Source organism: Tenacibaculum sp. 190524A02b (assembly GCF_964036645.1).
Classification (GTDB): domain Bacteria; phylum Bacteroidota; class Bacteroidia; order Flavobacteriales; family Flavobacteriaceae; genus Polaribacter; species Polaribacter vairaonense.
Window position 1 is genome coordinate 149,418 of the sequence record NZ_OZ038525.1, and the last position, 25,621, is coordinate 175,038.

24 protein-coding genes are annotated in these 25,621 nt (G+C 30.4%); 9 read left to right on the forward strand and 15 right to left on the reverse strand.

Annotated elements, in window-relative coordinates:
* The first annotated feature begins 58 nt into the window (after positions 1–58).
* The 3 genes from ABNT65_RS00650 to ABNT65_RS00660 all read left to right on the forward strand — a co-directional run bounded on the left by ABNT65_RS00650 (position 59) and on the right by ABNT65_RS00660 (position 3,094).
* A complete protein-coding gene (locus ABNT65_RS00650) occupies positions 59–616 on the forward strand; it encodes a hypothetical protein (protein ID WP_348705643.1) in 558 nt (185 codons plus the stop codon).
* A 40-nt stretch (positions 617–656) separates the two neighbouring features.
* Complete coding sequence (locus ABNT65_RS00655) at positions 657–950, forward strand: hypothetical protein (protein WP_348746871.1); 294 nt, start codon at positions 657–659, stop codon at positions 948–950.
* Positions 951–1,438: 488 nt separating this feature from the next.
* The gene (locus ABNT65_RS00660) at positions 1,439–3,094 is read left to right on the forward strand and encodes a hypothetical protein (protein ID WP_348746872.1); all 1,656 of its coding nucleotides are present in this window, start codon (positions 1,439–1,441) and stop codon (positions 3,092–3,094) included.
* Between the two features lie 30 nt (positions 3,095–3,124).
* Here the strand turns inward: ABNT65_RS00660 and ABNT65_RS00665 are convergent, their stop codons facing one another.
* The 6 genes from ABNT65_RS00665 to ABNT65_RS00690 form a co-directional block, all read right to left on the reverse strand.
* Positions 3,125–3,598, reverse strand: coding sequence for a DUF6428 family protein (locus ABNT65_RS00665; RefSeq protein ID WP_348746873.1), 474 nt, complete (start codon positions 3,596–3,598; stop codon positions 3,125–3,127).
* 3 nt (positions 3,599–3,601) lie between these two features.
* The gene (locus tag ABNT65_RS00670; protein WP_348746874.1) at positions 3,602–4,210 is read right to left on the reverse strand and encodes a protein-tyrosine-phosphatase; all 609 of its coding nucleotides are present in this window, start codon (positions 4,208–4,210) and stop codon (positions 3,602–3,604) included.
* A gap of 41 nt (positions 4,211–4,251) precedes the next feature.
* Complete coding sequence (locus ABNT65_RS00675; protein WP_348705653.1) at positions 4,252–4,581, reverse strand: metalloregulator ArsR/SmtB family transcription factor; 330 nt, start codon at positions 4,579–4,581, stop codon at positions 4,252–4,254.
* Positions 4,582–4,908: 327 nt separating this feature from the next.
* Entirely contained in the window at positions 4,909–5,574 is a 666-nt protein-coding gene (locus ABNT65_RS00680; RefSeq protein WP_348737083.1) for a hypothetical protein, read from the reverse strand.
* Positions 5,564–5,734 (reverse strand): hypothetical protein, encoded by a 171-nt coding sequence (locus ABNT65_RS00685; protein WP_348737081.1) that lies wholly within the window; start codon positions 5,732–5,734, stop codon positions 5,564–5,566. The genes ABNT65_RS00680 and ABNT65_RS00685 overlap by 11 nt, the downstream gene beginning before the upstream one ends.
* A 94-nt stretch (positions 5,735–5,828) precedes the next feature.
* Complete coding sequence (locus tag ABNT65_RS00690) at positions 5,829–6,452, reverse strand: response regulator transcription factor (RefSeq protein WP_348746875.1); 624 nt, start codon at positions 6,450–6,452, stop codon at positions 5,829–5,831.
* A gap of 290 nt (positions 6,453–6,742) precedes the next feature.
* Here ABNT65_RS00690 and ABNT65_RS00695 point away from each other — a divergent pair, with 290 nt between their 5' ends.
* The 3 genes from ABNT65_RS00695 (at position 6,743) to ABNT65_RS00705 (ending at position 10,708) form a co-directional block, all read left to right on the forward strand.
* Positions 6,743–8,314 (forward strand): hypothetical protein, encoded by a 1,572-nt coding sequence (locus tag ABNT65_RS00695; RefSeq protein ID WP_348746876.1) that lies wholly within the window; start codon positions 6,743–6,745, stop codon positions 8,312–8,314.
* 56 nt (positions 8,315–8,370) lie between these two features.
* Positions 8,371–9,714: a hypothetical protein gene (locus tag ABNT65_RS00700; RefSeq protein ID WP_348746877.1), complete on the forward strand. Its 1,344-nt coding sequence runs from the start codon at positions 8,371–8,373 to the stop codon at positions 9,712–9,714.
* 697 nt (positions 9,715–10,411) lie between these two features.
* Entirely contained in the window at positions 10,412–10,708 is a 297-nt protein-coding gene (locus tag ABNT65_RS00705; RefSeq protein WP_348746878.1) for a GIY-YIG nuclease family protein, read from the forward strand.
* Here ABNT65_RS00705 and ABNT65_RS00710 read toward each other — a convergent pair.
* Positions 10,698–10,844 (reverse strand): hypothetical protein, encoded by a 147-nt coding sequence (locus ABNT65_RS00710; RefSeq protein ID WP_348746879.1) that lies wholly within the window; start codon positions 10,842–10,844, stop codon positions 10,698–10,700. The two genes, ABNT65_RS00705 and ABNT65_RS00710, sit on opposite strands and share 11 nt — an antisense overlap.
* Before the next feature lie 472 nt (positions 10,845–11,316).
* Positions 11,317–11,697 carry a DNA-binding protein gene (locus tag ABNT65_RS00715; protein WP_348746880.1) on the reverse strand — a complete coding sequence of 127 codons (381 nt, stop codon included), beginning with the start codon at positions 11,695–11,697 and terminating at the stop codon, positions 11,317–11,319.
* Between the two features lie 319 nt (positions 11,698–12,016).
* On the opposite strand from ABNT65_RS00715, the gene recQ reads away from it, so the two are divergent.
* Entirely contained in the window at positions 12,017–14,131 is a 2,115-nt protein-coding gene (gene recQ / locus ABNT65_RS00720; RefSeq protein ID WP_348746881.1) for a DNA helicase RecQ, read from the forward strand.
* Between the two features lie 49 nt (positions 14,132–14,180).
* Here the strand turns inward: recQ and htpG are convergent, their stop codons facing one another.
* Complete coding sequence (gene htpG, locus ABNT65_RS00725; RefSeq protein WP_348746882.1) at positions 14,181–16,097, reverse strand: molecular chaperone HtpG; 1,917 nt, start codon at positions 16,095–16,097, stop codon at positions 14,181–14,183.
* Positions 16,098–16,385: 288 nt separating this feature from the next.
* Here htpG and ABNT65_RS00730 point away from each other — a divergent pair, with 288 nt between their 5' ends.
* Positions 16,386–17,393, forward strand: coding sequence for a beta-ketoacyl-ACP synthase III (locus ABNT65_RS00730; protein WP_348705668.1), 1,008 nt, complete (start codon positions 16,386–16,388; stop codon positions 17,391–17,393).
* A 116-nt stretch (positions 17,394–17,509) separates the two neighbouring features.
* Here ABNT65_RS00730 and ABNT65_RS00735 read toward each other — a convergent pair whose 3' ends face one another.
* Positions 17,510–19,915: an outer membrane beta-barrel protein gene (locus ABNT65_RS00735; RefSeq protein ID WP_348746883.1), complete on the reverse strand. Its 2,406-nt coding sequence runs from the start codon at positions 19,913–19,915 to the stop codon at positions 17,510–17,512.
* 174 nt (positions 19,916–20,089) lie between these two features.
* Complete coding sequence (locus ABNT65_RS00740) at positions 20,090–22,582, reverse strand: TonB-dependent receptor domain-containing protein (RefSeq protein WP_348746884.1); 2,493 nt, start codon at positions 22,580–22,582, stop codon at positions 20,090–20,092.
* Positions 22,583–22,676: 94 nt separating this feature from the next.
* Between ABNT65_RS00740 and ABNT65_RS00745 the strand changes: the two genes are divergently transcribed.
* Entirely contained in the window at positions 22,677–23,039 is a 363-nt protein-coding gene (locus tag ABNT65_RS00745) for a CoA-binding protein (protein WP_348705673.1), read from the forward strand.
* Here the strand turns inward: ABNT65_RS00745 and ABNT65_RS00750 are convergent.
* The 4 genes from ABNT65_RS00750 to ABNT65_RS00765 are packed head-to-tail and all read right to left on the reverse strand — an operon-like array spanning position 23,036 to position 25,602.
* A complete protein-coding gene (locus ABNT65_RS00750) occupies positions 23,036–23,977 on the reverse strand; it encodes a ribonuclease Z (RefSeq protein ID WP_348705674.1) in 942 nt (313 codons plus the stop codon). The genes ABNT65_RS00745 and ABNT65_RS00750 overlap by 4 nt on opposite strands.
* Entirely contained in the window at positions 23,978–24,298 is a 321-nt protein-coding gene (locus ABNT65_RS00755) for a T9SS type A sorting domain-containing protein (RefSeq protein WP_348705676.1), read from the reverse strand. It abuts the gene before it with no gap.
* Positions 24,299–24,329: 31 nt separating this feature from the next.
* Positions 24,330–24,662: a hypothetical protein gene (locus ABNT65_RS00760; protein WP_348737058.1), complete on the reverse strand. Its 333-nt coding sequence runs from the start codon at positions 24,660–24,662 to the stop codon at positions 24,330–24,332.
* Between the two features lie 7 nt (positions 24,663–24,669).
* Entirely contained in the window at positions 24,670–25,602 is a 933-nt protein-coding gene (locus tag ABNT65_RS00765; protein WP_348705680.1) for an aspartate carbamoyltransferase catalytic subunit, read from the reverse strand.
* Positions 25,603–25,621 lie beyond the last annotated feature (19 nt).

Here is a 25,621-nt window from a genome sequence, read left to right on the forward strand (position 1 = left end):
GAATAATAGAAGTATCTATTTTCAAAAATTAAAAACGAATCAAACTAATAAATATATCATGGGGGAAACAAGAGAATCATATATACTTTTAAAAAATGATGGAAAAAAAGTCTGGGTAGATTGTAGGTTAATAGGTGTAAGAGAAGAAGACAGAAACGTTGTTAAAAAGGAATTTATACGCCGTGAAGCCCAAGATAATCAAGGGCAAGAAAGGTTTAAGTGTCAAAAATATAAGCTAAAGCAACGGCAGAAAAGAAATTGCAAGCGGTTTGAATGTACTTCGTATCAAGCTCTTAAAAAAACATCTGTTTGGTATTATATAGGAGCTGTAGTAGCAGCGGCTGGATTTATTGTTTTTACAGGAGGAGCAGGAGCTTTTGCCTTAGGTTCATTAGGAATGACGGGAAAAACAATAGCAGCTTTGTTAACTGTTGGAGGAGGTATGATGTCGGCAGGAAGCGTAATAATTGGAGTACTAAAAGTAGATGGAGATTCTCATGATGATTATGAAAGAGGAGATTATATTTCTGGACCTACAGGTAAAGATCAGTGTGATGAATGGTATCAAGACGGTAAAGACTACGAAGAAAAAGTAGGTGAACCATATGATTGTTAGAGATGAAAGTATTAAATACTAAAAACCTAAAAGAGAACAGATGAAAAATAGATATTATGATGAAATAGAGATTTCAGAATTTGGAAATACATATAAGGTAAGCTATTCTCAAAAAAGAAATCCATTATTAAAGGTATGGGACATTGTATACGTAGTACTAAGTTTGTATGCGTATGTATTTGCTTTTTTAGTAGAATATCCATTAAGTAGCATTGCTTTTATATACTTTTTTACTGGTATTTGGTTATTATTTAGAGGGTATTTTAAAAACCTTTGGTTACCAGCTAAAGAAGTTGGAAGGGAAGAGTTGTTTTTTAATGATGTAGAGTATTAATCATTATACGGGCTATTTATTAAGGGATATTTTTTGTAACTGTTATGCTTGTGTTTTGTAAAGTGTTTGTTTTGAGTATAATAAATTGATGAGTTACTTTTTTGTTTATTGTAAAATGCTTAAATTTAAAGGTTTACAATTATAGTGAGAAAAACTGTAGTTGTGATAGTTGAAAAAAACTACCGAAACATTTTAATTTAGATTGTGGAAAACTAAAAATTAGAATCATGTTTCGATAGCATTATATTAAGGGGAAAGATATTCTATTCTAAGGGGAAATAATATCTTATAAACTTTATACAAACATATGGTAAGAGGTTTGTTTAAAAAAGTTAAGTAGTGTTTTTGAGGTAATTTTTAATAGGGGTTTTAAGGTGAAAAAACTACTACAAAAGTACTACAAGCTATATATTGCTTCAACATCTAATAAAATGATTTCATGAGAACTATATTATCTATAGTTGGTTACTGTATTCTAATGTAATAATATGTTTTCGGTTGTAAACTCTAGAGTTTCTGTGTATTCAATGCAGTGGCTTCAACAAATACAAGGGGGCATTAATCAGTTTATATTAAGTAATATGTTAGGTTTAGTTTATGGTTATTTAATACTACTTCTAAATAATTTTCCTGTTCAGGAAACAAAAGTCATAATAAATGAGGCTACTATTAAGAAAGTTATTGTTAAAGAGTTTTACGGTTTTAGAGAAACAGAAAATACTTCTTCATTTACACCGATTTTTAAATTTTTAAGAACTAATAATGAGGTAAAGATAGAGGATACTATAAGGAGTAAGCTATTGTACTTAAGAGGCGTAAATAGTTATATTTCTTTAAATAAATTAGAGGAAGCTGAACAGTATTACCAACAATCTTTTTTATTAGCAGAAAAAAGCAACGATTATTATTTGAAAGGGATAATTAATCTAGATAGAGGAGTGATACTCTATAGGTATAAAAATGCATTACTAAAAGGAGAGAAGTCAATAAATAAAGCTATAAAAGATTTAAAAAAAATTAAAAACATACCAAAGTTGGTAGAAGCTTATTATCATTTAACCATTATATCAAGTCATAAAAAAGATTGGAAACAAACTATTCAGTATGCGAAAGAGTGTATCAATATTGTAAATGATGAGAAACTAATTTTATATTACAATAGGCTCTACTATTATATTGCAAAAGGTAATATTGGATTGGGAAATTATGAAGAAGCCTTGAAAAACTTAAAAACGTTAGATTATTATATAATAAAAAGTAAAGGCAATAATAATAATGTTAGAACAATTGGGCTAGCAAATGAAGCCTATGCTGTAATTTATGAAGCTAAAGAAGAATATAAATTAGCTATTGAAAAATACAAAGAATTAAACCAAAACTTAAGAGATTTAAATAAGCAAAATAGAAAAGAAATTAAGGGAGCTTATGATAGAACATTAAATCTGGAAAGTCAATTACAATCAGAGAAAGATTTTATAATAACGAAACAAAGAAAAACGTTAGGCTTAAGTTTTTTAGTACTACTATTATTGTCATTACTAATAATTGGGTTGATTTATTTCCTAAAAAGAGATAAAAAGAAGAGTAAAGAAATAAAAAAACTGAACAAATCGTTAAAAAAATATATTTCCAATTTAAAAGAAAAGAATGAAGAAGTATTAGCAAGTAAAAAAGAAGTAGAAAGCTTATTGAATTTAAATGAAAGAGCATTGTTTTCAAGTGTATTAAAAGTATCTACTTATTCAGACACAATTCGAAAAATTAATGATGAGTTAGAAAAACATATTGATACTAACCCTAATTCAGTAAGCTACTTAATAACTTTAAATAAAAAATTACGTACACTCATTACTAAAGATGAAATTTGGGAAGATTTTAAAATACAGTTTGAAAAAATTAGACCCGATTTTTTTAATAAATTAAAAGAAATAGCGCCAGATTTGTCTGTAAATGATTTAAAGCATTGTACCTATATAGTTTCTAATTTAAAAAGTAAAGAAGTAGCTAAATTGATTAACATTTCACCAAGAAGTGTAGAAACAGTTAGGTATAGAATTAAAAAGAAAATGGGATTAAATAGAGAAGATAACTTGCATGAATACTTAATTAATATTCAAAAAAATAAAAATACTGGTAAATCATAAATGGTATATATAATTTACCAGTTGTGTTTATTAACAACAGCCTGAGTTAGGTGTGCAAGCGTTGGATTGATTTTGTATATCTGATAATTTAACACGAGGTTTCTGTTTTGGAGATACTCCACAAGCATCTTCAGCTAAACAAGCAGTAGCCTTGTTAACTAATAAAAAATTGGTGCCATTAAAATCTAAAGAATACTTTCCAATAGTGTCACCTTGGTATTCTACTTCTATTTCTAAATCCTCTAAACCAAGTGTTTTTTCTGAAAGCTCTATAATATGAGTCAGTTTTTCAGGATGTAAACGATGGTTATAATCGTTAGCATTCCATAGTTGAAAATTAATAACTTCTTCTTTTCTAACTGTGCCTCCACAATCAATAAAATGTTTACTAACCTTTCCTACTTCTGTAACATGAAAGTGGGCAGGTACTAAGGCTCCATTAGGGAGTTCAAAAGCTATAGTTTCTAAATTTTGTAAGTGTTTTTTTATTTCTGAAAGTCTCATAGGTTATGTAATTGCGTTTAATATATAATATAATTCAGTAGCAATTTGAATACTACGTTCTAAATATTTCTCAGCTTCTAGTTCAGTATTATCAAAAGCTTTAGGATCTTCATAAGTTATTGGAATCCTTTTTTCAGCACCAGCAACAAAAGGACATCCATCATCAGCCTGAGAACATGTCATAATAGCAATGAAATTAGAGGAAGGATTAAAATCGTGAAAATATTCTTTAGAAAAACCAATAATATGTATGCTATTCTCTGCATATTTTATGGCATATACAGGATTACTATTTTCGCTTAATGTATGAATAGAAAACCCCTGTTTAGTTAATGTTTTTATTACCTGTGGAGCAACAGCAGTTGCTTCAGTGCCTCCAGAATAACAAGAAATGGTAGAAACCTTAAAATAAGAAGCTAAGGTTTGCATCCAAATTTGAGATAAATGACTCCTTCTAGAGTTATGAGTACAAATGAAATTGAATTGAATAGGCTGGTTGTCTTTTAGTTTAATTTGTAAAGTATTAATTAAAGGACTAAGCACTAGCTTTCTTTCTTCTGATATAGAAGAAGTGTCTAAATTTTTAATGGTTTGTAATAAAGTTGTATTCATTTTATTATTGCAATATTACGATTAATGATGCTATATTTTTTTTAACAACAAGTATTATCTGTTGATTTTTGGCTAAAAAAAGCTAATAAAGTATTTTGAATCATTTGCCAGTTATTTTCATCAATACAATAACAAACGCTAGTTCCTTCAATATTACCTTTAATAATGCCAACATTTTTAAGTTCTTTTAAATGTTGTGAAATAGTAGGTTGCGCTAAACCAATAACACTTACTAGATCGCCACAAATGCAAGACTCAATTTTAAGTAGGTGCTGAAGAATAGCAATACGTGCAGGATGGCCTAGTACTTTAGCTATTTTAGCAATCTCATTTTGTTCTTTAGTAAATATTTCCGATTTAGTTACTCCCATTATTAGACTATAGCATTGTAATTAAATTATTATATTGCAATATTACGATTAATAATTGTTTTCTACAATATTTTTATCAGAAACTAAGAGTCATTTTTTAGAAGTTAAAGAAGTCAAGTAGTTAAAAGTAGTTAAGTATTTACTAGTTCAGAGTTCAGATTTCTTCAAACTGAAACCTTCAACCTTTTATTCAATAAGCTGAACTAACAACTAAATATTAAAAAATGAATAATTAAAAAACATTAATCTGATAATATTTTTGAACATTAAGCCAAGAGCCAAGAGCCAAGAGCCAAGAGCCAAGAGCCAAGAGCCAAGAGCCAAGAGCTATTCCTTGGCAATATCTTTAAACTCTTGATATAGTTTTTCTTTCTTATCAATAGGTGTGTGGAGTAGAGCAGATTTAGAAACTAAAAACAACTTCCTTTTTAACTGAGCGATAGTATCTTTTCGGTACTGAGTAATTAAGTATACCGCAAGAGTAACTATAAAAGCAGACGCAAAAGTCATAAAATAATAAGTGATTTTACTAACATCTTGAAACTGCTGAAAAATCCAATAGAAATAGAAAAAACAAACAGAAATAATAAAACTGTGTACTATTTTGGCTCCTGTGTTTTTGGGTTCATTTCTAAATGAAGTGTATAAATTATATAAGGTATAAACAAAAATACAGAGCATCAAACCGAATCTTTCTAAAAATAAATTCAAGGAACTAAAGCCAAATACAGTTTCTTCTTTTTTAGCTTTCTTAAAATTATTTAAAGCAATACGTGTTTTAGTTTTTTCTAGAATATAGTTTTTATAAGCTAATGTCCCTTTCGATAGTTTTTTAATTTTATTGAGAGCTATAGTTCTTTTGCTTCTAGCTATTTCGTATTGTTCTAAAGTTTTTAAATAATCATTACTAAAGTTGGGAATAAATTTATGTACGTAAAAAAGAATAGCACAGATTATAGTTACTGAATAGGTCAAGATGTTTTTATTCTTCATTATCATCTGGGTCGTGTCCTCCACTATTTGTGGGGTGTGTACTGTTTGATTTATCAATGGCTTGTGTTTCTGGTCTTTCATTTTCTGGTGGTGTTTCTATAGCATCAGTACAAGCGGTAAAAATTAAAGTAAACACAAGTATGGTTAGTATGTTTTTCATCATTAAAGGTTTAAAATTCACCTTTAAAGATACAAACTGTGTGTTTTATGTACGGATGTTTATAAGGATTAAAAATTATAATTATTAAGCTTCTTTATTTTTTACTATTTAAAAATAATTTAACCAAACCTATATTACTTTTAACATCCAGTTTTTCACGCATACGCATGGTATAAGTTCGTATGGTGCTCAAGCTCACATTTAAAGTCTGGCTAATTTCCTTGTTGGTTTTTTCATCAGTAATTAATTCTAAAATACCACGCTCACGTTTAGAAAGGGTGGCACGTAACTTTTGTTCTTTTTTCAGTTCTTCTTGGGCTTGTATAATGGCATCTAATATAGATTCAGAGTAATAGGTGTTGCCTGCCTGTACTTCACGTAAACCATTAATAATGTGAATGGGTAAATCAGTTTTAAGTACATAGCCTTGTGCACCAAACCGTATACTTTGTTTTACAATACATAAATCATCATAAGCAGAAAGCATCAATACTTTTTGCTTATTATTTTCTTTATATAACTTTTTAAGTACATCAATACCATTGCATAAAGGCATAGACACATCTAAAATTAATACATCACACGTATGGTATTTTAACCATTGTAAGGTTTCAAACCCGTTATTAGAAGTCCCTACAACCGGAATTTTGTATTGTTTTAATATTTTAGAAATTCCTTGAATTATAATCTCATGATTATCTGCTATATGTACGTTCATTAGTGGTTGTTTAGTTTGTTGATGTTCAAAGCTATGACATATCACAAAAACTATTTGTAGACGTTTTGAGTAAATTAAAAAAAAGTTTTTACGGAATTTATAGGCAGTTTGTTTTACCTTTTGGGTAGGCACTATTAAAAACTAAACAATAAAATTAGGTTCATTATTATGCTTGTTAGTTTTAGTTGTAATTTTTAAATTCCTAATTCCTAATTCCTAATTCCTAATTCCTAATTATTTACGTACATTTGCGCCCGAATTAAAGTTAAGATAAACAAATTTAAATTATTATGAAAACAAAAATCAAAATTGCGGTTATTGCAATGATGGGAATTGGTTTGACAGCTAAGGCACAATGGAGTCCAAATGGAAGTAATACAACAAAAGGTGTATTAACTTTAGATGGAAGTTATATTAACCTGAATGTACCAGTTACTACTGGAGGATGGGCAAGAGGATTTAATAATGTTGCTACAGATAAATCCACAAGATTAGGAGGGATTGGTTTATTTGGATCTAAAGAGAATGCTATTTACTATTACTTAGCACATGGTACTAGTCCTTGGAGTTCAGGTTTAGGACTTTATGTTAAAACAAATGGTAATGTAGGTATTGGAACAACAAGTCCATCTGAAAAATTAGATGTTAATGGTAATTTAACCATTAAAGGAGATTTGAAAATGTCTGGTTCAGATAGTTATATATGGACCAATGGAACAGGTACAGGTTATACAGGTATATGGGATCAAAAAAATAGTAGGGTATTATTATATACTTCGGAAAGAGATGGTAATGTAGGTATTGGAACAAGAAGTCCATCTGAAAAATTAGAAGTTAATGGTAATTTATTGGTAAATGTTTTTGATAAAGGAAGCGAGTCTGGAATATTTTTTAGAAGAGGTTTCAGTGCAACTAATAAATACAATATGTCAATATTGTCTTATGATCATAATAATAGTGGACATTCAGATGGTTTAAGTATTAATGCTTATGATGGAGTTAGTTTTACAACAGGATCAGGTAGCCGTAATGAAAGAATGAGAATTACCCAAGAAGGTAATGTAGGTATTGGAACAGATAATCCTTCATCTGAATTGGAGATAAAATCAAAATTAAATAATAATGCAGAAATTCATATTAATTCTTCAACAGATGGAACCCCATCAATTATACGATTTCAAGACGCTGATATAAATACTTGGGGGCTTCTTTCAAATTATCCTAAAGTTGACAAATTTAGTATATACAATTATCAAAAGAGGGAGAATGCAATTGTTATAGATAAGGAAAGTAATGTAGGTATTGGAACCTATGACCCAAAAGAAAAATTAGAGATTGATGGAAGTGTAATTATAAAAAACGGACATAATTTATCTTGGGGGAATAAATACGGAGAAGGAATCCCTACAATAGCAGCTAATGTAACTTCAGGAATTCATTTTTATCCTAATGGAAGTACATTGGGTGCTACTATGCAAATTTATAAAGATGGTAAAACGAGGTTTACAAATAATGTTGCTGTATTAGGTAAATTAGAATCAAAAGAAATAAAAGTAACCAAAACACCTACGGCAGATTTTGTTTTTGAAGCAGATTATAAGTTACCTTCATTAGAAGCTATTGAAAAACACATCAAAGAGAAAAAGCATTTACCAGAAATAGCATCAGCTAAAGAAATGGAAAAGAATGGAGTAAACGTTGGTAACTTTCAAATACAATTACTACAAAAGATAGAAGAATTAACGCTATACACTATTGATCAAGACAAAGAAATTAAAGCATTAAAGAATGAAAATAAGCTTTTAAAATCTTTACTAGAGAGAGTTTCCAAGTTAGAAAAAGAAATAAAACAACTAAAATAGCTTGTTTCAAACTGTAGAAGTCGTATAAAACATACAAGAAAATAAATATAAAAGAAATGAAAACAAAAATCAAAATTGCGGTTATTGCAATGATGGGAATTAGTTTTGGGATGAATGCACAAACTGAATATCCAGTAATACAATCAACACAAAAAGTAAATAATAGTCCTTGGTATGGATTGGGTAGAAGTAATGTTATTTTTCCAAGCAGTACTCATGAAGCCATACAACTAGGTGGATTTTATGGTATTTTGTTAAAAACCGGTAAAGGGGATTTTAGATTTGATTACAATGGAAACTTAGGTATTGGAACTGCTAACCCAAGACAAAAATTAGAACTATATAATTCTAATGTATTTAATAGTAATATGGAATATCAATCGCAAGACCATATTTTATTAAGTTCTTCATATAAAAATGTAGGAGAGTTTTTTGGTGGTATAACTTGGGATTCAGGTGGGAGAAGAAGAGCTTCTATAGCAGCCACAAGAGAACATAGTGATGCAGATTTTGTTGGATTGGCATTTTTTACACAAGGAAAGGATGGGGCAGGCCCGTATAAAGAAAGTATGAGGATTTCTCATAGTGGTAATGTAGGTATTGGGATTCCAGAACCTTTTACGAATTTACAAATACATAGTGCTAGTTCTGACTCTAGAATTGCTTTAACAAACAATCATTCAGGTAGTAATGTTAGTGATGGGTTTGTCCTTATTAATGAATCAGATAGTGAAGTACATTTTTTAAATAGAGAAAATACATCTCTTAAATTTTCAACAAACGGGAAAGAAAGAGTAAGAGTAGCAGCTGATGGTAATTTAGGTGTTGGAACAGATAATCCAGGAGCTAGGTTAGAAATTAAAAGTGATGAAAGTAAATTTATAAAACTTCACAGACCTCAAGTAGCAAAAAAAGGACATATAGGGTATGGTACAGCTAATGATGGAGGTGTATATATAGGTACAGATGATAGTCAATACTCTTTATGGGTACAACAAAATGGTCATGTTGGTATTGGAACATATCATCCAGGAGCATGGAAATTGGCGGTAAATGGAAAAATAAGAGCAAAAGAAATAAAAGTAGAAACAGGTTGGTCAGATTTTGTTTTTTATGATGATTATAAACTACCAACATTAGAAGAGGTAGAAAGTCACATTAAAGAAAAAGGACATTTAAAAGATATTCCTAGCGCTAAAGAAGTAGAAGAAAATGGTGTTTTCTTAGGTGAAATGGATTCTAAACTGTTACAAAAAATAGAAGAATTAACGCTATACACTATTGATCAAGACAAAGAAATTAAAGCATTAAAAAAACAAAATGCTAAAATAGAACAACAGCAAAAAGAAATAAACGAGTTAAAAACATTAGTAAACAGGTTACTAAAAGCTAAAAACTAAAAGTTGTTTATTATAAATAAAAAAAAGCGTAAACTATTATACAATGGTTTACGCTTTTTTTATGTCATCATTATTTTAAGGCAGTGTATGAAGTGTTTTGTTATGAGATATTGGGATTGCTTCTTCCGTTATCACTCCATCGCAAAGACAAGCATGGAAATTAGCCAGTTACCGTCATTCCGAACGCAGTTTACGGAGTGAAGGAATCTATTTAGTATTTAGGGAGTTACTAGATAAGTAGCAGTATAAAGATTTAGGTTTGAGTAAGTAATGTAGAGACTGCTTCGATTCCTTGCAGTGACGTTAAGTTGTGTCATTCCGAACGCAGTTTACGGAGTGAAGGAATCTATTTAGTATTTAGGGAGTTACTAGATAAGCAGCAGTATAAAGATTTAGATTTTAGTAAGTAATGTAGAGACTGCTTCGATCCCTCGCAGTGACGTTAAGTTGTGTCATTCCGAACGCAGTTTACGGAGTGAAGGAATCTATTTAGTATTTAGGGAGTTACTAGATAAGCAGCAGTATAAAGATTTAGATTTTAGTAAGTAATGTAGAGACTGCTTCGATCCCTCGCAGTGACGTTAAGTTGTGTCATTCCGAACGTAGTTTACGGAGTGAAGGAATCTCTAAGTTTTTAGTTAGTAATTTACAACATGCTTTTATTGTTTCTTCACTCAAGAAACAATATATTTAAAACATGAAAAAAAGCTATGTATATTTCCTAACTAATAAAAACAATACAGTAATTTATATTGGAGTAACTAGTAATTTACTACTACGGATATACCAACATAAGACAAAAGTATATAAAAGTTTTACAGCTAAATATAATTGTGATAAGTTGGTTTACTTTGAAGAATTTGATTCTATAAATGATGCTATTGTAAGAGAAAAACAATTGAAGGCAGGGAATAGAAAAAGGAAAGAGTCTTTAATAAATAAAAATAATCCTGAATGGAATGATTTGTCTGAAGGATGGTTGTTTAATATATAAATCTATTGTCATCATTAGGAGTGTATTTTGGAAAGATAGATGAATTATAGGGATTAGAGTATACGATATTGGGATTGCTTCTTCCGTTATCACTCCATTGCAAAGACAAGTATGGAATTTTGTTAGTTACCGTCATTCCGAACGCAGTTTACGGAGTGAAGGAATCTGTTTAGTATTTAGGGAGTTACTAGATAAGAAGCAGTATAAAAATTTAGGTTTGAGTAAGTAATGTAAAGACTGCTTCGATCCCTCGCAGTGACGTTCATTTACGTCATTCCGAACACAGTTTACTTAGTGTTTTGTTATGAGATATTTGGATTGCTTCTTCCGTTATCACTCCATCGCAAAGACAAGCATGGAACTTTGCTGGTTATCGTCATTCCGAACGCAGTTTACCCTTAGTGAAGGAATCTGTTTGTGGATTAGTTGGTGTTTAATATTTAGGAGTTAAGAAGTTAGTAGTTATGAGTTTTTTAACTTCTACCTATCCCATAACTTCAACTAGCTAATCGCCAACGGCCAAGGGCTAACAGCTAAAATAACTAGATTCCTTCTACCTCCAACTATCTACCTTTTACCAAAAGACTATAAATATTCGTAATCAAAGATTACTTCCTTTTAAAAGTAGCCAATTTCAAAGCATTTTTAATCAGTTTACCAGGCTTAAAAATAGTACGGACAGTTTTAATATTTTTACCACTAACATCTTCAGGGTGTTCACTTCCTATACTACTACCACTAGCTCGTAATGAAAAATAGTCACCTACATATACGCTTTTACCATCCGCAACATCTATGGCTATTTTGGTAAAAACCGATTCTAAAACAGCTAGCACATCCGCTTTACTAACCGATGAAGTTTCTGTGGCATATTTAGCCAAATCATCCAATTGTGTTTTTCCATCACTAACAATGGTAGCATAATACTTTTTAGGAGCTTTTGGATTTAGGGAGTTTCCTTTTTTGATTACTGTAAATTTTATAGACATCACAAAACAATTTTTAAAGTTAATTTCTTTCTTATTAGGTAAATATAGATTATTTAAGTAATAAGTAAAAGTTAAAAGATAAGTGTCTTTTAACTAAAAGGTATATATGTTTTCCTTAAAAGGTATGTATGTTTTCTTCAAACGGTATATATGTTTTCCTCAAAAGGTATATATGTTTTCTTCAAAAGATATATATGTTTTTCTCAAAAAGTATATATGTTTTCTTAAAATGAGTTATAGATTCTAACCAAAATAACTTAGTGTTTTCAGGAGTATTTTATATTATACAGCTTCATTTTTTTAAGTTATTTTTGCTGTTATGGAGCAACTACAGGAAAAAGAACTACTAGAAAAATTAAAAAACAATTTTGGATACGATAGTTTTCGGTTAGAGCAACAAAGTATTATAGAAAACATATTAGCTAAAAAAGATACCTTAGTTATTATGCCTACTGGTGGAGGAAAATCAATTTGTTATCAATTACCAGCGTTGTTTTTTGAAGGAATTACTTTAGTTATTTCGCCATTAATTGCCTTGATGAAGGATCAGGTAGATAGTTTAAAAGCTAATGGAATTCCTGCTTCCGTTTTTAATAGTAGTCAATCTACTGATGAACAACAGGCTGTTTTTAATGCGATAGCCAACAAAAGCATAAAATTAGTATATGTAGCACCAGAAAGTCTACCATTTTTACAAAATGTATTAAATCAAACCTATGTAAGTTGTATTGCTATTGATGAGGCGCATTGTATTTCTGCTTGGGGACATGATTTTAGACCGTCATATAAACAACTAGCTTTCTTAAAAAAATCATTGCCAGAAGTACCTATTGTGGCTTTAACTGCTACAGCAGACAGGGCAACACAAGAAGATATTTTAGAGCAATTAGCCATACCGCATGCTCAAAAATTTATCAGTTCATTTAATAGAGAAAATATAAGTCTTAAAGTAAGACCTGCTAATGATAGAGTAAAACAAATTGTTCAGTTTATTGAAGAGAGACCTAACCAAGCAGGAATTATTTATTGTTTAAGTAGAAAAGCCACGCAACAACTAGCTAATAAACTACAACAGCAAAAAATAAGAGCCAAGGCGTACCATGCTGGACTTTCTTTTGAAGAGCGTTCTAAAACACAAGAAGATTTTATTAAAGACGATTGTGATGTGGTGTGTGCTACCGTTGCCTTTGGAATGGGTATTGACAAATCTAATGTGCGTTGGGTAATACATTACAATATGCCTAAAAACATTGAAGGTTACTATCAAGAAATTGGGCGTTCTGGGCGTGATGGTTTACCTGCGGAGGCTTTGTTATTTCATAGTTATGCAGATGTAGTACAGTTACGTCAGTTTATTGAAAATACAGGAAATAAAGAAGTGCAAAATGCCAAGTTAGATAGAATGAAGCAGTTTGCAGAAGCTACGGTTTGTAGAAGAAAAATACTGTTAAGTTACTTTGGTGAATTGATAGAAGAAAACTGTGGGAATTGTGATGTTTGTGAAAACCCACCTAAATTTTTTGATGGCACTGTAATTGCACAAAAAGCCTTATCAGCAATTTACCGTTTGCAAGGAAAAGAGGCCATGGGAATGGTGATTGATGTATTGAGAGGTGCTAAAAATGCAGCGGTGTTAGATAAGAATTACCAAACATTAAAAACCTACGGCGTAGGGAATGGAATCGCTTGGAGAGATTGGCAACATTATTTAGTACAACTTACCAATCAAGGCTATTGCCAAATTGCATTTCATTTAAATAATGCTTTACAACTAACAGACTTTTCTAAGAAAGTATTATTTGAAGGTGAAAAAGTAGAACTAACAACTCCTGTTGAATTTAAGAAAGAAGAAAAAGTAACACCAACAACCAAAACTAAAAAGAAAAAAGCAGCAAAAGATACTTTATTTGAACGTTTACGTAAATTACGTTATCGTATAGCACAAGAAGAAAACATAGCCGCTTACCTAGTGTTTAATGATGCTACTTTACGAGAGATAGAAAAAGATAGACCGCAAACAGATGAAGAGTTTTTAGCCATTAGTGGAGTAGGGCAACGAAAACTAGAAGTATATGGAGGTGAGTTTATGGAGGAAATCCGAACGTTTTTACAAGAGAAACGAAAAAATAAAAAAGACACTACGTTAGAAACCTTTAAATTGTATCAAGAAGGATTTACGGTTGATGAAATAGCAGATAAAAGAGGTTTAAAGGCAACTACTATTTTTTCTCATTTATCAAAACTATTTTTAGAAGGAAAAGATATTAGTTTAGATAAGTTTACCACTCCAGAAACTTTAAAAGAAGTAGCTAATGCTAAAAAGGTATTAGGAAATGAAACCGCTTTAAAACCCTATTTTGAGTTTTTGGGAGAAAAAATTCCGTATGAACAAATACGAATAAGTTTAACTATTTTACAAAAGAAGAGGATATAAAAAAAGAGGCAGTTTAATTGCCTCTTTTTGTTATGTATAATGAAGATGATTATTTAATCAAATCGTAACTACGCTTAATAAAGTTAGTTAAATCTTCACCATGTAATAAGTTTTGAGATAACTTAGCTAAGTCAAAAGCCTGAGAAATTAAACGTTGTTGCTTGTCTTCATCAGCACTTAAAATTTCAGAAACTAACTCATGGTTTGTATTTACTACTAAGTTGTACATTTCAGGTAAATTACCCATTCCCATCATCATACCACCGCCGCCAGAAGCGTTCATTTCTTTCATTCTACGCATGAATTCAGGAACTGTAATTAAGAAAGGAGAAGCTTTAGAATCCATGGCTTCTAATTGAACTGTATAACTTTGTTTAGGTACAGCACCTTCAATAATTGGCTTTAATTTCTCTTTTTCTTCATCAGAAAGTTTAGAAATTACTGCATCATCTTTTTTAATTAAATTATCAACATGGTCAGCATCTACACGCGTAAATTGTACTTTAGTATCACCACCTGAAGTTTCTAACTTTTGCATTAAATGCGAAACAATAGGAGAATCTAACAACACAACTTCATAACCTTTGTCTTTTGCAGCTTCAATATAACTATGTTGCGCATCTTTGTTAGAAGCATATAAAATAACATGGTTACCGTCTTTGTCAGTTTGCGCGTCTTTTGTTTTTTCAATTAACTCATCAAACGTAAAGTAAGCATCATTTACCGTTGGATATAAAGCAAACTTTTTAGCCTTATCAAAGAATTTATCTTCTGATAACATTCCGTATTCAATGATAACTTTAATATCATTCCATTTTTGCTCAAAATCTTCACGATCTTTCTTAAACAAAGAGCTTAATTTATCGGCTACTTTTTTAGTAATGTAACCAGATATCTTTTTTACTGCACCATCAGCTTGTAAATAAGAACGAGAAACATTTAATGGAATATCTGGAGAGTCAATAACACCTTTAAGCATTTGTAAGAAATCAGGAACAATTCCTTCTACGTTATCAGTAACAAATACTTGGTTTTGGTATAATTGAATTCTATCTTTTTGTAAGTCTAAATTCTTACCTAATTTAGGGAAGAATAAAATTCCAGTTAAATTAAACGGATAATCTACGTTTAAGTGAATGTGGAATAATGATTCTTCAAATTGCATTGGATATAACTCTCTGTAGAATTTAGAGTAATCCTCAGCCTCTAAGTCTGCTGGCTTTTTTGTCCATGCAGGTTCCGTGTTATTAATAATGTTATCTACATCAATTTGTTTGTGTGGCTCAGTAGTTTCTTTACCATCGGCATCAGTAGTAGTTTGAGGAGTAAAGTCAGGATCGTTTACTTTTTTAGTTCCAAATTTAATAGGTACTTGGTTAAAACGATTGTATTTGGTTAATAAACCTTTAATTTTCCCGTCTTCTAAAAATTCAATAGAATCTTCAGCAATGTGTAAAATAATTTCCGTACCTCTGTCAGACTTATCATGCTCAACTAAAGTGTACTCAGGAGAACCGTCACAAGTCCAGTGCGCTGCTTTTTCATCTTTAAAAGATTTTGTAATTATTTCTACTTTGTCAGCAACCATAAAAGCTGAGTAAAAACCTAAACCAAAGTGTCCAATAACACCCGTTTCGTTTTTATCATCTTTATATTTTTCTAAAAACTCCTCAGCACCAGAAAAAGCAATTTGATTGATGTACTTTTCTACTTCTTCAGCAGTCATACCTAAACCTTGATCTTTAATAGTTAAGGTTTTTTCATCCTTATTAATACTAATTTCAATTTTAGCATCACCTAATTCGGTTTTAGCTTCACCAATTGAAATTAAGTGTTTTAATTTAGTAGTAGCATCAGTAGCATTAGAAATAAGTTCACGTAAAAATATTTCGTGATCTGAATACAAAAACTTTTTAATTAACGGAAAAATATTTTCTACCGATACATTAATGTTTCCTTTACTCATTTTATGTAGATTTTTTATTTTAATATTTATGTGAATAGCTTAGTCAAAAAAAATACCAATACAAGTTGAAATGACAAGATGACATAATTGCGACATGTTTTGGAGTATAATCTCTATAACTAATTTTTTATTAAGATTAGCTTATAAGCGTGTAAAAAAAATACGTACCTTTTTGGTTTAAACAAATAGTAACTAAGCTAGATAGAGTTGCATTGTATAAAAAGTTTAAAATTAATACCTTTGGAGGCTATAAATTTGCATTCAAGTAAAAAAATAACATAAAAAATTATGTATAGTTCAAAAATAACAGGTTTAGGCTATTACGTGCCTGATAACGTGGTGACTAATGATGATTTAACCCAGTGGATGGAAACAAGTGATGAATGGATTCAAGAGAGAACTGGGATTAAAGAACGTCGTTGGATTGACCCTAAAACAGGAGATACTACTTCTACTATGGGAGCAAAAGCTGCTAAAATAGCTATAGAAAGAGCAGGTTTAACAAAAGATGATATTGACTTTATTGTTTTTGCAACATTAAGTCCTGATATGTATTTCCCAGGAGGAGGAGTTCGTGTACAAGATATGTTAGATATGCCTACTATTGGAGCATTGGATGTACGTAATCAATGTTCTGGGTTTATATATTCTTTGTCAGTTGCAGATCAGTTTATAAAAACAGGAATGTATAAAAACATTTTAGTAATTGGATCTGAAAACCATTCTGGAGGTTTGGAGCGTTCAACAAGAGGAAGAGGTGTAACTGTTATTTTTGGAGATGGAGCAGGAGCAGCTGTTTTGTCTAGATGTGAAGAAGAAGGAAAAGGTATTTTATCTTCTCATTTACATTCAGAAGGACAACATGCCAAAGAATTAGCTTTAGAAGGGCCTTCTACTGGACGTTGGGTTCCTGAAATTCTAGATGCCAATGATCCTGAAGATGTTTCTTATTTTCCGTATATGAATGGACAATTTGTATTTAAACATGCAGTGGTTCGTTTTTCGGAAGCAATAGTTGAAGGGTTACAAGCTAACAACTTACAAAAGGAAGATATTGATATGTTAATTCCGCATCAAGCTAACTTACGTATTGCACAGTTTATTCAAAAGAAATTTCAGTTAGCAGATGATAAAGTGTACAATAATATTCAGAAATATGGAAATACAACTGCTGCATCTGTAATCATAGCATTAACAGAAGCATGGGAAAAAGGGAAAATTAATGATGGTGATTTAGTTGTATTAGCTGCTTTTGGTAGTGGATTTACTTGGGGATCAGTAGTGATTCGTTGGTAATGCCAATTAAACAATAAAATTTATTTATTTGAAATTTTAAAAAAGCCAAAACATTTAAATGTTTTGGCTTTTTTAATTGGTACTATCAAAAAGGATGTTACTAAAGAGGAGTTTATCTAGAATAAACCACCTTGGGTTTCGTTAGTTTCTCTATATTTTCTAGATCTTTTATTGGTTTTACCTCCTCCAAAATTATAAGCAAAACCTATGTAAACGGAATTATATTCAAGGTTGTATTTACCATTTTGTAAATAAGGACTATCATCTGATGAAAACTCATAGTTAATTTTATTAAAAATATCTGTACCTCTTAATGTTAACGTCCCTTTGTCGTTGAATAAATTCATGCTAGCTCCTATATTAACAGAAGCATAAGGTTTAATTGTAAATTGAACGTTTTTAGATTCTCCCCTATATATTGAAGTTAACTGTAAACGAATAGTTTTACTAATTTTAAAATTAGTATTAAAGCTAGATTTGAATAAGGTGTTTTTGACTTGTTTTTCAGTGCCGTTAACCACACCGTATGAGTCTTGAACGTATGCTTCTATTCTAGGACTAATAGTCCACCATTTAAAAGGTTTATGATTAGCAAAAATTTCTGCACCATAACTATTGGCGGTGCTATAGTTACCATAAGACAAAGTTTGCTTATCAGGATTAACATCATCTCTGAAAATTATTCGTCCAATTCTATTAGAAATACGTCTATAAAAAGTTCCAAATGTTATAGTTCCTCTTTGTATTGCTTTTGAATAGTTTAATTCAATTGAATTTGTAAATTGAGGTACTAAAAATTGATTACCTTCAGAAGTAGTATATGGAGATACCCATTCTTGAATAGGAGATACTTGATGAATTGCTGGTCTATCTACTCGTCTGCTATACGCTAATTGAATGTCATCTTTGTTAGGTAAATGATATGTGATGTATGCAGACGGATAAACACTAAATATTTTATCTGAATATTTAGGGATATTATTCTGTTGCGTATTAGAAAATATACCATTAGCAGTATATTGTTCCAATCTTACACCAGCTTGAATTGATAATTTTTCAAAGCTATTGCTGAAAGAACAATAGGCAGAGTACATTTTTCGATCATAATTAAATTGAGTATTTCCTTTTGGAGTTAATACTGGTGGAGTTCCGGTTTCAACATGTTCAGTTGTAATTATGCTATTATAACTCTGTTGGTCTCTATACTCTAAACCTAGCTCTAGTTCACCATCTTTAAAAATAGGCGTTGTATAGTCCAAATTTATTAACCAAGATTTTCTTGTATCTGTAATATTATTAGTGTAGTTAAATAGTTTACTTGTAGGAGATTCTATAAGTTTATTAATAGATGTTTCTGGGTTTTTATGAATACTGTAATTGGCTTCTAATTCTATACTCTTATTATTATTCAAGTCAATTTTATAATCCATATTATAAATTTGTTCTGATTCTTCATATATAGAAAGGTTAGGCGTGTTAAGTTTAGCATTGCCTACTTGAATGAAAGAAGTGGTATTTAAATCTGAATTACTAGAATTTTGATAGGTATAAAAAGATAGAGTGTTATTTTTATTTAGATAAATATCAGCTCCTATTTTATAGGCATTGTCTACATAGTCATGCAAAAAATCAAAATATTGTGATAGGATTTTGTCTGTACGTTCCATATTCAATATTGTGTTGTTTTTACCAGAACTATAACTGTAACTCGCATAAAAATTGGCTTTGCCTATATTGTAATTTAAATTAAGATTGGCATCTGGTCTTGTGTTTTTGCTGTGTTCAATTCCTGCTGAAACCGTACCATTAAACCCTGACTGTGTATTTTTTTTAAGAATGAAATTAATAATACCACTCATTCCTTCTGGATTATACTTAGAAGAAGGAGAGGTGATAATCTCTATTTGTTTTATTAAAAAAGAAGGAGTTTGTTTTAATAGTTGAGCGGTATTCATGTTAGATGGTTTTCCATTTATTTGAACTCTAACATTTTCATTACCTCTTAAACTAATAGATCCATTTTGTAAGTTGACATCTATATAAGGAATGTTTTGTAGCATTTGTAAAGAGTTGGTTCCTGTAGCTACAAGATCTTTACCTACATTTATAATTTTCTTATCAATTTTTTGAATAATACTAGTTTCTTCCGCCCGAACTTCTATAGTATTTAAAAGGGTTGAAGTTTCCTTCAAGAAAATTGTTTTTAAGTTTAATTTAGGTGTTTTACTACTTAATATTATTTTTTGTGATACAGATGAGTATCCCATAATTTGAAATTCAACATTATATTCGCCATAAGCTATATTTTGGAGAGTAAAACTTCCATCTTCAAGTGTAGTAGTACCATTAATTATTTGTTGCTCATTATTTTTTAATATAACAGAAGCATAGGGTATAGGGGTTTCTTTTTCGTTATGTTTAACTTGACCATATAATAAACCAAAATTATTTCTTTGAGAAAAGCAATGGTATGAATGTATATGTAATAGTATTAATAGTACTCGTTTGATTAACTTTTGCATATTAATATTTAAAAAGGGTGTAAAGGGTATGGTAAAAAAACTAAATGTTTTTATTTGGTAAGATGTATAGCCAATTCTTTTATCAGAAGGGATAAAAACTGTATGCAAGTATATAAAAAAAACTCTAGATAAATGAATATCTAGAGTTATAAAAAATGTTAAAAAATGTATTTCTTACATGAAACCGCCTCCACCTTGCTTTTCATTACTATCACGACGTCTTCTAGATTTAGCTCTGTTTTTACCTCCTCCAAATCTGTAATTGAATCCAATATAAGTAGTTCTACTTTCCCACTTAAAGCGTCCATTTTGAGTGAATGGATTGGTAGAATTAAATTGAAATTTCATCGTATTAAATATGTCATTTACGCGGAAAGTTATATTACCTTTTCCTTTAAATACACTATAATTTGCACCTAAATTAACCATTGCCATCGGGTCAACTTCCCATTGAATATCTTTGTTAGCCCCTCTATACATAGCAAAAAGTTGTAAACGAAGCCTTTTTGAAAGTGTAAAACTATTATTAATACGAGCGTTAAAAACTTCATTTTGTACTTCAATTCTAGGAGCCTTAGGGTTACTTAAGTCTGTAGTACCAATTTGTTTTTGAGAATAAAAATCCATGCTTGCGTTTGCTCTCCACCATTTAGCAATTCTATAATTGGCAGATAATTCAAGACCATAAGAATCAGTATCATCAAAATTCTTAAAAGTTAATATTTGACTTCTGTTAGAAACATCTGTAGGGTCTTTATAGGTTACTCTAGAGATAACATCGCTTATGTTTCTGTAAAAAGTACCAAAAGTAAGTGATCCTCCTTTTATTTTTCTTGTATAATTAAGTTCAATTGAATTTGTAAATTGAGGAACTAATTGAGCGTTTCCTATAGAAGTAATTAAAGGAGTACTCCATTCTCTTATAGGATTTACTTGTTGAATATTTGGTCTATCAACTCTTTTACTATAGCTTACCTGAAATTGATTTTTCTCAGTTGGATTATAGGTGAAAAAAGCTGATGGGTATACAGTGAAAATATCATCAGTAACGGGCTGTGTTGGTTCGTTAACTTGATTAAAAATACCTTTTACTTTATACTGCTCTAATCTGGCTCCAAGTTGCATGGTTAGCTTTCCAAATTTATGCCCGTAATTAACATATCCAGAGTAAATATCTCTATCATAAGTAAAGTCTGAATTAGGTATTTTCTCTGTAGTTTTAATTACAGGATTTCCATTAACAAACAATATGTTACCGTTAGTATCTTTTTCGTATTCTAAAATCCTATTTTGATCAGTTATATTAGTGTTTTCAGTTTTATCTGTTCTGTACTCCAATCCTATTTCTAGTTTTCCATTTTTAGATATTGGATTGGTATAATCTAAGTTCAATAATACATTTTCCCTTTTATTATTAATATCATTAAAATAGTTTAATAGTTTAAAACCTTTATCTAATGGAGTTAAAACTAAATCTGCATTATTTAAAATATTAGGAGAATCATTAAGTGTATACGTAGATTCAAACTCAATATTATGACCTTCTTTATCAAAATCATGTTTATAATTTACATTATATGTTTGGTTTTTACTGTCTGAAACTTGAGTATTAGGAGCATTACTTGTAATTGTACCATTACTAGTAATAAGTGCTCTTCCGTTCGCATTACTATCAAACCAGTTTTGAGTAGTATAAAAAGAAAGCGTGTTTTTATCGTCTAAGTACACATCTGCACCAAATTTAAATAAATGAGAAGTATTATCATTTACAAAAATAAAATCTTGATAATTTACAGTTGGTCTTTCAACAAAACCAAAATTATATCGTTCTCCACCGTTAAATCCATAATTACCAAAGAAGTTAACTTTCCCTGTTTTATAGTTCATGTTAGTAGAAGCATTGTATCTAACATAATGTCCTGCTTCAACACCAGTATTAATTGAGCCGTTAAAGCCCATGTTTGCATTTTTATTTAAAATGATATTAATAATACCACTCATCCCTTCAGGATTGTATTTAGCAGAAGGATTGGTAATTAACTCAATACTTTTAATAGAAGATGATGGAATTTGTTTTAATAATTGAGAAGCAGGAACATTAGTAGGTTTACCATCTACTAATACACGTACATTTTCATTACCACGTAAGCTGATATTTCCAGTTTGGCTATCTACACTTACAGACTGCACATTGTTTAGTAACTCAGAGGCAGTTGCCCCAGCTGAAGTTAAATCTTTTCCAACATTAATCACTTTTCTATCTACCTTTTGAGTAACAGAAGATGTTTCTGCTCTTACTTCAACTTCATCTAATGTAGTTGCATCTTCTAGCAAAGAGATAGTTCCTAAGTTAACTTTTCTATTTTTTCTATTGATAGTTATTGGCTTGTTTATTGTTTTGTAACCTATAAATTGAACTTCAACAATACTATTACCTTCAGGAATATTTTTAATATTAAATATTCCTTTTTCATTGGTGATTCCCCCGGTTATTATTTTTTTGGCAGTGTCTTTGATTACAATATTTACATAAGGCAAAGGTTCTTTGGTATTTTGATCTATTACCTTTCCAGAAACTGTACCTGGCTTAGGTAAATTACTTTTTGGCATTTGAGCATAGCTATAAAAACTCATAATGGTTAAAAGTATAAGTAATATTTTTTTCATTTTGTTAATTTTGAATTGTCCTAATGCCTAATAGACTTTGTTGCGTTATATTTGTTACCAACGTTAATAGTTTTTAACTTATAATTAACAGAAAATGAAAGACACAACATTAGTACTAGGAGCTTCTTTAAAAGAAGAGAGGTATTCAAATAAAGCTATAAAAAGATTAGTAAATAAAGGGTACAAAGTGAAAGCTATTGGAGTAAGAGAAGGTGAGGTTTCAGGTATACAAATTGAGACAGAAAAGGAGGTTGTTAATTCGGTAGATACAGTAACGATGTATTTAAGTGCTAAACATCAACCCGACTATTATAATTATATTTTACAATTAGAGCCGGGTAGAGTTATTTTTAATCCAGGTACAGAAAACCCGGAATTAATAGCATTACTAAAAAATAATAATATACATGTAGAATTAGCTTGTACCTTAGTATTGTTAACTACAGAACAATATTAGTTGAGTACTCCAACAGGGAACGTATCAATAGAATACTTTTTACCTACTTCAGCTAATTCAACATTGTTAAAAATAGTTTCTGCTTCTTTTTTGAAATCCTGAATATTATCATACCTGCTAGAGTAATGACCAATAATTAGTTTACCAGCATTAGCTTGGCTAGCTATAGAGGCAGCTTGCTCAGCAGTTGAATGTTTTGTCCTATCACATAAATCTTCCCTGTCTTTAAGAAAGGTAGCTTCATGGTATAAAACATCTACATTTTCAATAATAGGAACAATATCTGGTTTATAAGCTGTATCACTACAAAAAGCAAAGCTTTTAGGTTTTTCTGGTTCAATAGTTAATTCGCTATTAGGAACTATTTCACCAGTAGAAAGAATAAAATCTTTACCAGCTTTTATGTTATGATAATCACAAGTTTCTATCTCATCATATTGTCTGATATTATCAATATGAAGTTTTTTAGATTTTGGCTTTTCAGTAAATAAAAAGCCATTAGTATACACCCTATGATTAAGAGGGATTGTGTGTACAGAAACTTTATCGTCTTCAAATATTAATTCACTGTTTTTAGAAGATAATTCATGAAAAATAATAGGAAACTTAACAAACGACTTTGAAACTTTTAGTTGCAAAGTTGTTATTTCTTTAATGCCTTCAGGGCCATAAACATGTAACTCTCGTTCTCTGTTTAAAATTCCAAAAGTTGAAATTAAACCAATTAGGCCAAAGAAATGATCTCCGTGCAAATGGGAAATAAAAATGTTGTTTATTTTAGAAAAACCAACTTTATATTTTCTCATTTGACGCTGGGTTCCTTCTCCACAATCTATTAGAAAATGCCTATTGTTCATTTCTAGATACTGTGAAGTTGGATGTGCATTTACTCTTGGGGTGGCTGAATGGCACCCTAAAATAGTAAGATTCATACTCATTTACTTAATAACAAAACGTTTTGATACTACTTCATTGTTTGTTTGGATAGCGTAAATGTACATGCCCGCTTGTAAATTATTCCTCTTAAATTGAATTGTGTTTTTGCCTTTTGTAATTTTTAGTTGTTCTCTGTAAATGGTTTTACCTAAAACATTTCTAACCATTAAAATGGCAGGTTGCTCAGTTTGAGCATTAAAAAAAATCTTTGTTGAGTTTGTGAATGGGTTCGGGGATGCTCCAAGCTTATCTATTTTTATTTCCTGAGAGAAAGTGGAAATAGAAGCTGCAAAAAGCATTGTTAACAGTAATTTTCGTGTCATATAATATTATTAAGGGGTTAAGGGGTATAGGTTAAAAACCTAAATCACGTTGAATATCTTCCATTTCTATAACATCTTTAGCCTCAACTATTGTGGGGACAATGTTAAAGCTTTCTGGAAAATTATCTACGTTAACGTCATTACAAACAACAATAAACGATTTGTTGTTTTGTTGTTGTAAATCAGCATACTTCAAAAATACTAAAATATTTTCTTCATCAAAATTATTTTCTGAAGAAATTTGTATAACTACATGATTTTCTTTTAATTCGGTGTATTTTTTTTCAAATTCATTAAAGAAAGTTTCAAAAGAAGACTCTTTAGAAGTAATCAGAAAAAATGTGTCTTTCTTTATAATTTCCATATTTATATTATCTATTAATTTGTTGTGCTAACAAATATATAACAGCCATCCTTACAGCTACCCCATTTTCAACCTGATTTAAAATAATAGATTGATCACTATCTGCAACATCACTGGTAAGCTCCACACCTCTGTTTATAGGTCCTGGATGCATTATCACAATTTTCTTGCCAAGACTGTCTAAAATTTCTTTATTAATGCCAAATAATTGGGTGTACTCTCTGGTTGAAGGGAAGTATTTTATAGCCATTCTTTCATGTTGTACACGCAATACATTAGCTACATCACACCATTCTAAAGCTTTTTTTAAGTTGGTTTCAACTTCAACACCTAAACTAGTAATATATCTTGGAATTAAAGTGGTAGGGCCGCATACTTTTACTTTAGCTCCTTGTAACTGCAAAGCAAAAATGTTAGAAAGGGCAACACGAGAATGTAAAACATCTCCAACAATAACTATTTTCTTTCCTTTTAAGTTACTGTTTAGTGCTTCACGCATTGAGTAACTATCCAATAACGCTTGCGTTGGGTGCTCATGAGTTCCATCACCAGCATTAATTATTTTGGCATCTACGTGCTTAGAAAGGAAAATACCTGCTCCAACACTTGCATGTCTCATAACCACAACATCAACTTTCATTGAAAGGATATTGTTTACTGTATCAATAAGTGTTTCTCCTTTTTTTACCGAAGATTGCCCTGCTGAAAAGTTGATAACGTCAGCAGATAACCTTTTTTCAGCTAATTCGAAAGATAGTTTGGTACGTGTACTATTTTCAAAAAATAAGTTGGCAATGGTAATATCTCTAAGAGAAGGTACTTTTTTAATAGGTCTGTTAATGACTTCTTTAAAATGAGAGGCAGTTTCAAAAATAAGTTCTAAGTCTGTTTTATTCAGATATTTTATGCCTAATAAATGTTCAACACTTAACTGCTTCATTATATGGTAACCTTTTTTG